Source organism: Halalkalibacter flavus (genome assembly GCF_036663575.1).
In the GTDB taxonomy this organism is placed as follows: Bacteria; Bacillota; Bacilli; order Bacillales; family Bacillaceae_D; genus Halalkalibacter; species Halalkalibacter flavus.
Genome location: NZ_JAWRVK010000084.1, coordinates 1 through 6162 on the forward strand (window position 1 = coordinate 1; position 6162 = coordinate 6162).

At 34.5% G+C, this 6162-nt stretch carries 6 protein-coding genes and 1 pseudogene; 2 read left to right on the forward strand and 5 right to left on the reverse strand.

Annotated elements, in window-relative coordinates:
• Positions 1-268: 268 nt before the first annotated feature.
• The 3 genes from SAY88_RS24250 to SAY88_RS24260 all read right to left on the reverse strand — a co-directional run bounded on the left by SAY88_RS24250 (position 269) and on the right by SAY88_RS24260 (position 3260).
• The gene (locus tag SAY88_RS24250) at positions 269-475 is read right to left on the reverse strand and encodes a heavy-metal-associated domain-containing protein (protein ID WP_332634998.1); all 207 of its coding nucleotides are present in this window, start codon (positions 473-475) and stop codon (positions 269-271) included.
• A gap of 535 nt (positions 476-1010) precedes the next feature.
• On the reverse strand, positions 1011-1652 hold the full coding sequence (locus SAY88_RS24255) for a DUF421 domain-containing protein (RefSeq protein WP_332635000.1): 642 nt from the start codon (positions 1650-1652) through the stop codon (positions 1011-1013).
• A 669-nt stretch (positions 1653-2321) separates the two neighbouring features.
• Positions 2322-3260, reverse strand: coding sequence for a YndJ family transporter (locus tag SAY88_RS24260; protein WP_332635002.1), 939 nt, complete (start codon positions 3258-3260; stop codon positions 2322-2324).
• A 152-nt stretch (positions 3261-3412) separates the two neighbouring features.
• Here SAY88_RS24260 and SAY88_RS26125 point away from each other — a divergent pair.
• Together SAY88_RS26125 and SAY88_RS24270 are read left to right on the forward strand one after the other, a co-directional pair.
• Positions 3413-3746, forward strand: a pseudogene (locus tag SAY88_RS26125) (malate:quinone oxidoreductase); the annotation flags it as partial.
• Between the two features lie 191 nt (positions 3747-3937).
• A complete protein-coding gene (locus SAY88_RS24270; protein ID WP_250098471.1) occupies positions 3938-4138 on the forward strand; it encodes a cold-shock protein in 201 nt (66 codons plus the stop codon).
• A 554-nt stretch (positions 4139-4692) separates the two neighbouring features.
• Here SAY88_RS24270 and SAY88_RS24275 read toward each other — a convergent pair.
• The gene (locus tag SAY88_RS24275; protein ID WP_332635004.1) at positions 4693-5457 is read right to left on the reverse strand and encodes a response regulator transcription factor; all 765 of its coding nucleotides are present in this window, start codon (positions 5455-5457) and stop codon (positions 4693-4695) included.
• Positions 5450-5869: a sensor histidine kinase gene (locus SAY88_RS24280; RefSeq protein ID WP_332635005.1), complete on the reverse strand. Its 420-nt coding sequence runs from the start codon at positions 5867-5869 to the stop codon at positions 5450-5452. The genes SAY88_RS24275 and SAY88_RS24280 overlap by 8 nt, the downstream gene beginning before the upstream one ends.
• Between the last annotated feature and the right edge of the window lie 293 nt (positions 5870-6162).

Genomic DNA, 6162 nt, shown 5'->3' on the forward strand with positions numbered 1-6162 from the left:
AGAACATAAAGAAGATTGCCAACCACCTCACCAAAGGGTGAGATGGCTGGCAATCTTCCATTTATGAGTAATTTCTTGAATCTTAGAGAAAGAAATAAAGTCAAAATAGAAACCCTGCTTTTAAAAAGTGGGGTTTCTCGACAATCTGCCACCAGTTCACACTGGTGGTTTTGAATTTTGCATGAAATATTGAGGGGGAATAAAAAGCTTATTCGCTAAAAAGCTGTAGAATAAATGCTACATAATTTCGTCACATATTCTTACCTTATTAAATTATTAAATGCCCAGTTTTTTCAACAGCTACCTTCATTTCAGGGAGGCCGGTTATGCTCTCATCAAAATCAACTGTGACGATATCGGTATTTTCATTTCCATCAACTGAAATAACACCGTTGATTGTTTTTAATGCTTCTATTACATCGGGGATACAATGACCACAACTCATTTTTTCGATTTGAAGGGAAATGTGTCTCATGAATACTCTCCTTGCTTTTTTTATTATTTTTTGAATAAAGCTATATAGTATGCAATAAGATTTTTTTGATTTTACTGGTATATGGTTACTACGGGGGTAAACTTCTCGAAATACTCCATGTTTAAACTGCCCCCTTATTGTTAAACACAACTAGCAATAGGGGTGTAGTTTTTCTATGTACATAAACGATTACGTAAGGCTATTTAAAGTTACCTTCTGAGAAGATTTGCAGTACCATTAGACATACTGCTAGGTATTGAACATAATTGATAATTCTAATGAATAACTTGGGTTCCATCACTATATCGGAAAATAAAGAACTCGCTGTTCATCTAAGGGGTTCAGTTTAGGGAGAGAAGATGCCAATTAATCTGTCGCTTTACTTCCTAAATCATAGCCTTATTAAACTTAAATTAACATTGATTTTCGCAAAAAGAAATAACGATTTTTTTTAACAGATTACTCTGCGAAAAGATAAGGTATGATGTGAAAATAAGAGCGAAACTGTCATCAAAAGAGGGGGGGGAAACATCCCTCATTTAATGCAACATATCATTTTGTCATCAATATATAGCGTTCCGTCCTTTTGTACTTCTGCATAAAAAACATCTGAAATTGAATTAATTCCTGATAAACGTAATTGTTGCTCTAGCCATTCGGTATTGATAGGGTAAGTATTTGGTGTAGGGTTTTGTATTCCTAAATCTGATTTTAAAACTGGTTGATTGGGTTCCTTTTTCATGACAGATAAATTTCCATCTGTTTCGAGAATCGCATAGTCTACATCTGACACAGCAAATACATTTTTTTGTCTTAATAAAGCATTTAGTGCGTCAATATCTAAATGGACTTTTCGCATCTCGTCTTCCATAATTTGACCTTTTTTAATCAGGATTCTTGGCTGTCCCTCGATTACTTCACGAACCTTTTTTGATTTTATATCTATGTAACCCAGAAAAATAGTTATTAGGGTCCAGCCAACAAGTGCAATTAATCCATTGCGAATACTAAGTGAAGGATCAATAGCTAGAGAAGCACCGATAGTACCAATTGCGATACCAGAAACAAAGTTAAAAAAAGTCATTTGGGAAATTTCTTTTCTACCCATAATTCTGGTAAGAGCTAACAAAGTTCCGAAAGCTAAGACAAGTCTTAATAATAAATCTGTAAGTGGCATGAGTTACTCCTTATTGTAAATTTTAGAATAAGGAGTAACTATTACATTCAAAGTTATTCATACTCTTGTTAAACAGTTCATATCAAAAATGAATAATTTAATTGTGAGAGACGAAATGGTTTCGCTTCTTTTTTTTGTACGCAAAGTAACATTAGAATTAACAGATGTTTCAGCACAATAAATAACACATGACTAATATCTGTTATTCAGTCAAAAATTTGTTTGTTAAATACCGTGTTATTTGGTTGGATAAAATGAATATTAAAACGTCATAACTTTTTTTAGAAAAGAAAAACAAGCTATACGAAATAGCTTGTTACTGATTATGATATTTTCAAGGTTAAAGAAACTGTAATTTGTTGTTTTCCCTCCTAAAACTGAACCCGTTACTATTCACCTAGAATCTCTTAAGGCGGAATATAATCAAATTCCATGATCTTGTTAAAAAAAGCTTAGAGAAAGGGGTAGATTCTCTAAGCCTAATTGCTGTTCCAATTAACTTCCTCGTTTACCAGGTGGTGTATCGGATTTTCCAGGCGGTGTTGGTGTTGCTAGTGGCGTGAGATGAAGTTCTGTAGTGGTCCAAATCCACTCCATCGTAATCTTCTACTTCTAATTGAGTTTTTTCTGTAGTCTATCAACCAAATAAGTAATTGATAGATATCTTCTTCAAATAGCTCGTTTATGTGGATAATAAGTCATTAAGATCCATCCTAGCAATCCAAATAATACAAATCCAAACGCATGTAGTGATCCGTATATAGGTACCATATCCAAAATGGTTAAGGAAAAATACCTTTTCGCTATCGGATAACAAATTGAAATTACAATGATACTGTAAAAAGCAAGGGAGGAAAGGGTTAGAAATAGGTTTCCACTACTTTTTATAGTGCTTTTTCTTATTTTCAAAAGGAGATAGGTACTATAAATGATTATATTACAGGCAAAGATGCTTACACCAATTATCTCCAGTGGTTTAGAAAAAACAATTCCAATGGCAATCAAAATTGGTCCGATGATATCAATTACAACTAACCAGCTATACCAGCTTTTTTTGACCATGATCCGTCCTAGCATTCCAATAAAAATAGGAACAATAGCAGATGAAAAATGAAAATGAACAGAGCTTAAAGCACTGACTGTAGGATCGACTAGTAGAAAGGTTAGTTGAAATTGATAAAGGGTATACCAAATACCTCCAATAAAAAAATAAATCAACCCTGCACCGATTGCTATTTCTTCTATCTTTTCTTTTTTCTCTGAAATTAAAAGCAATCCATATAAAGCGAGTAAGAAAGTAAAAAGAAGCCACGCAAGAGATAAAGATCCTGAAATAGCACTATTTACGGCTTCCCAGGTTTTATTGCTCATAAGGGAAGCTAAAGAAAGAAGTGCTGCAGGGAAATGCAGAACAGTTATGAGGGAATAAATCTTTTTTTGAACCTTTGTTTGATCATTGTTGTTAATTAACATAATAGTTAGTGGTGAAATCACAAAAAAAGCAAACATTAAAAATTTCTCTATTAGACTGAATTGGAAATAATCAAATGTAAAAATTATAAAACTAATGATTCCTCCAATAATAGTCGGAAAAAAATGATGTTTCATATCAGTAGTTTCCTTTCAGTTTATTAATTGTAAAATTAGTAAACTCTTAATTGTTATTGATAGTCTAAAATATATTTACAGTTCTATTATAGCAACTTCGAAACGTTATGAAAGAGCGGTAAAACAAACCTAGAAATGTCGATGAGTCAACGCACAAACAGTTTCAAGAACCTATGCGGTTTTGGTCTTATCTTGTAAATAATAACCTATACGTAACCCACATAACGTTATCATACCATTGCCTCATATGAGTTTTGTACAGGGAAATTAACATGTATCTTTTTTTAAAAGCGACTTGAAGCGATGTTAACCAATCCTCTGTTTCAGGGGATGGATTCCGCTTATTATGGAAGACCGTGCAACGAATGAACCTATAGCTGCAACAAAAATTGACTCTGGAATTGATGTCAATTTGGTACTTTTACGCGGATGTTGTTTGACCATCTAGAGGGTAAAAATGTCAATATAAACTACAAGCATCGTGTTGTATGAGTTTTGGTACCTATTCTTCCAAATTAAACAAAATTTGCCTTTTTGAATCCTATCTGTTATTCTTAGAAAGAATTATTTTTGTTCGATCGGTAGGAACGAATAAGTGTTTAAACTTTTCGCCTTTGATAACTGAACAACTATAGTAATAAATGGTGGACGTAATCTACCGCAGGAGGAAACATACTATGCAAGAAGGTACAGTAAAATGGTTTAACGCAGAAAAAGGATTCGGTTTCATCGAAGTTGAAGGTGGAGATGATGTATTCGTACATTTCTCAGCTATCCAAGGCGAAGGATTTAAATCTTTAGATGAAGGCCAAAAGGTTACATTTGACACTGAGCAAGGTCAACGTGGACCTCAAGCTGTTAATGTAAACAAAGCATAATTGAGAAAGGACTCTAGAGTAGAGTCCTTTTTTTATGTAAACAAACAATACATACAAAATAGGCTGACTAATGAATACCTACCCTTTAACAAATCCGATAAATAAACCATATGGTAAAAGTCTATATTCTCGATTTGACGGATATGGCATTTTACTTTTAGTCAGCCTCGGGGCAAACATGATACAAGTGGTAAAATGGTTAGATGAAGCATAACACACAATGTCTAGAATACCTAATATTTTATAACAATTCATTTAAATAGCTCTCTCTGATAATAGTTACAATGAACGTTTTTACATCTGATCCCTAGAGATAAGGGTAGAAATTACTCCATGCCCGTAGAAGAGAAATGGCGAGCAAGGACGTTGCCAGGCAAGTAAAGCACAACCCATTGGTCAAGCCCCCAAAAAGTGGAGATGTAAAAAACATGAGCTATTTCTTTATGAAACCGGCTCCCTTTGTGTTTTGAAAATTTTGGTTTATTAGAGACAGTATATTGCGCGGATTTAGATATACCAAGCCCTAGCAAAAAATGGAGTCGTTTGACACCAAATCACACCGACTTAACTAATTTATTTTTCCGGTATTCCTTCGGTGTACACCCATGCGTCTTATTAAACACCTTCGTAAAATGTTTCGAATCTGTGTAACCGACTCTTTCGCTAATTTCGTAAACCTTTAATACCGGGTTTTTTAATAATTCACAAGACCTTTTCATTCGGTAAGTGGTTAAATAGCTCATGAAGGATTCACCGGTTACGGTTTTAAATAGTTGTCCGAGGTAGTGCTCACTTAAGTGAACACGGTCGGATAAGTACTTTAATGTGAGAGGCTCCATATAGTTTGATTGAATATAAGAGATTGTATTTGTTATTAACCTTTCCTGGTGTGTTTGAGATTCTGTGACAGGTTGGTCGTTGTGCTCAATAGGGGGCTGCTGCTTGTTAGCCATTTCTTGTTGCACCTTTTTGATGAGCTCAAATAGTTCATTTGTATCGATTGGTTTTAGGATATACCCTTTGGCATTGTATTTCAATGCTTGTTGGGCATACGAGAATTCTTCGTAGCTGCTCATAATAATGACTGCGGGTTTTAATTTATGGTCAAGAATATGTTTCGTTAATTCTAAGCCATTCATATGAGGCATGCGAATATCAGTTAGGATGATGTCGATCGATTCTTTTTCGAGCCAATAGAGAGCTTCTTGTCCATTTTCGGCGGTACTGACGACATCAATGTTTAAATCAATCCATTCGTCCATTGATTTTAAGCTGTCTGAGATCATCCAATCATCATCAACAATAAGCATTTTATGCATTTCCATTTCCTCCTTCTTCTTTAGGAAGTGTAATCGTTACTGAGGTTCCTTTGTTGACTGTGCTTTCGATTGAGAGACCAAATTCATCTCCATAATGGGATAGGATTCTTGTTTGGACATTGTATAAGTCAACCCGATTTTTATATTTTGTTAAGGTAGCTGAACCGTATTTTAACTGTTCTCGGATTTCGGATAGTTTCGAAGGCTCGATGCCAACTCCATTATCGGTAATCGAAAATAGGATACGATCCTTGTCTGATCGTGCGTTGATTGTTATGTTTCCTTCAGAACGAAGCGGATCGATCCCATGGATAATGGCGTTTTCGACAATGGGTTGAAGGATCCATTTAATAATCGAATGATTGACAATTTCCGGTTCGGCGGTGACCTCGTACGTAAGTGGATATCGCATTCGTTGTTTTTGGATTTATAGTTGCTAATGTGTTGTTAGTATGGTAGATTATTAAACCTAGCCGCGAAAATTAATTCCAAATTAACTATTGCGTAGAATTATGATTCGTGATATATTATTTATTTTCGACGGTATTGATTGAATCGGTGGTGAATGCGAAAAAAACTTTTTAAAAAAATATTGCGCAGAACAAAATATTATGTTATGATAATAAAAGTCGCTGATGAAACAGCGGTTAACGAGTTCTTTGAAAACTGAACAAAAGCCAAGCGAATTAAAAGAGATTTAATATC